We start from the raw sequence: 1765 nt of genomic DNA on the forward strand, positions 1-1765 counted from the left end.
CGCGAGGATCGATCGCACGAGCACCTGCACGCCCGCGATGTAGGTCGCCGGCAGCGCGAGCAGCCACTGGCCGTGCTGCCCGCCGAACCACTGCTCGGTCGCCCCCGCGCTCGCTCGGAGCGCGGCCGCCGAGAGCATCACGCGCTTCGGGACATCCGTCGACCCGCTCGTCTCGACGACGACGGCGACGTCGCGAGGCACATGCGCGGCGATGAGGTCGCCGCCGGATGGCTCGGAGTCGCCGGCGACCGGCAGCACCGCGAGCGCCGCCTCGTCGAAGAGCACGGCCTGCCGAAGCTGGGCGATCAGCGCCGAGGTGTCACCGGCTGCAACTCTGATGAGCGGTTTCACGGGTGCCACCCGCACCGCCTGAACCGGTGACCCGTAACCGGCATCAGTAGTGCCACGGGTACGGGCCCCAGTCGGGGTCGCGCTTCTCGAGGAAGGCGTCGCGGCCCTCGACGGCCTCGTCGGTGCCGTAGGCGAGACGCGTCGCCTCGCCGGCGAAGACCTGCTGGCCGACCATGCCGTCGTCGACCGCGTTGAACGCGAACTTCAGCATGCGCACGGCGGTCGGCGACTTCGTGAGGATCGTGCGCGCCATCTCGATGGCCTCGCGCTCGAGCTCGGCGTGCGGCACGACCCGGTTCACGGCGCCCATCTCGTAGGCGCGCTCGGCCGAGTACTCCTCGGCGAGGAAGAACACCTCGCGGGCGAACTTCTGCCCGATCTGCCGGGCGAAGTACGCGCTGCCGTAGCCGGCGTCGAAACTGCCGACGTCGGCGTCGGTCTGCTTGAAGCGGCCGTGCTCGCGGCTCGCGATGGTCAGGTCGCAGACGACATGCAGCGAGTGGCCGCCGCCCGCCGCCCAGCCCGGCACGACCGCGATGACGACCTTCGGCATGAAGCGGATGAGCCGCTGCACCTCGAGGATGTGGAGGCGCCCCGTGCCCGCCGCGGCGGCGGGGTCACGGACGACCTCGGTCTCGTCGGCCGAGTACTGGTAGCCGTCGCGCCCGCGAATGCGCTGGTCGCCGCCCGAGCAGAACGCCCAGCCGCCGTCTTTCGCACTCGGCCCGTTGCCGGTCAGCAGCACCACGCCGATGCGCGGGTTCGTTCGCGCGTCTTCGAGGGCGCGGTAGAGCTCGTCGACCGTGTGCGGCCGGAAGGCGTTGCGCACCTCGGGCCGGTGGAACGCGATGCGCGCGATGCGGCCGTCCTTCGAGTGGTGATACGTGATGTCGGTGAATCCGACCGCGGATGCCGCGTCGGTCCACTCGCTCGCATCGAACAGGTCAGACACCTCGGCGCTCATACCCCAAGCCTATTCCGCAAGGATCAGGACTCGGCGGCTGCACTCCCCAAGGACCCAAGCCTCTTCTGCGGTGTCCGCAGCACGAGCGGCGCGCCCCTCGTCAGAGGCCGAGCATCGCGCCGCCGTAGCTCGAGACGACGACCACGACCGTGATGACCGCTGCGGTGATCGGGATCAGCGCGGCGATGACGAGCAGCACTCCCCCGACCCCGATGAGCACGTTCCTCGCGACCGGTTCCTCGGGCACGTCGACGCCCTCGATGCCGAGTTGCTGCAGTCCGTCCATGTGCACCTCCTGTGGGCGTTCACCTTACCCCTCCGGGCGTTCACCCTGGCAGTCCGCATCTCTGCGGCCAGGGGTGCGAGACTGGGCACATGCTGCCCGAGCCGAACGAACTGCTCGCCACCGCCAGAGTCGTGGCCCTCCCCCTCGTGACGCGGTTCCGCGGC

Annotated in this window: 2 protein-coding genes and 1 pseudogene; all 3 read right to left on the reverse strand. The window is 70.5% G+C overall.

What is annotated here, in order from left to right; translation table 11 throughout:
• Positions 1-351, reverse strand: a pseudogene (locus tag ACFWWU_RS37110) (hypothetical protein); the annotation flags it as partial.
• A gap of 43 nt (positions 352-394) precedes the next feature.
• A complete protein-coding gene (locus tag ACFWWU_RS37115; protein WP_384153579.1) occupies positions 395-1315 on the reverse strand; it encodes a 1,4-dihydroxy-2-naphthoyl-CoA synthase in 921 nt (306 codons plus the stop codon).
• A gap of 100 nt (positions 1316-1415) precedes the next feature.
• The gene (locus ACFWWU_RS37120; RefSeq protein WP_384153582.1) at positions 1416-1601 is read right to left on the reverse strand and encodes a hypothetical protein; all 186 of its coding nucleotides are present in this window, start codon (positions 1599-1601) and stop codon (positions 1416-1418) included.
• Positions 1602-1765: the final 164 nt, after the last annotated feature.

The sequence above is a fragment of the Streptomyces sp. NPDC058650 genome (genome assembly GCF_042717315.1).
GTDB lineage: Bacteria > Actinomycetota > Actinomycetes > Streptomycetales > Streptomycetaceae > Streptomyces.